Genomic DNA, 270 nt, shown 5'->3' on the forward strand with positions numbered 1-270 from the left:
GCCCCCTGACACCCAGCCACGACAGCAGCCACCTGCTCCGGCGGACCCGACACCACCGTGGACGAGGGCCCGTTGACGGCTGCGACACCTACCCCGGCAGCCTGATCACCCAGACCGGAAAGCAACTGCCCCACCCGCTCCTGACCCACACCCAACGACGCCATCGCCCCACCCCCGGCCAACCGCCGCAACGCCCTGCTCCGCAACGCCACAACCTTCGCACCATCCTCCAACGACAACGCCCCCGCGACCACCGCCGCCGCGATCTCC

1 protein-coding gene is annotated in these 270 nt (G+C 71.1%); it reads right to left on the reverse strand.

Annotated elements, in window-relative coordinates:
- Window positions 1-270 (reverse strand): acyltransferase domain-containing protein (locus NP777_RS47455; protein ID WP_256656413.1); only part of this gene is annotated, 270 nt, incomplete at both ends.

It is taken from the genome of Streptomyces rugosispiralis (assembly GCF_024505145.1).
Classification (GTDB): Bacteria; Actinomycetota; Actinomycetes; order Streptomycetales; family Streptomycetaceae; genus Streptomyces; species Streptomyces rugosispiralis.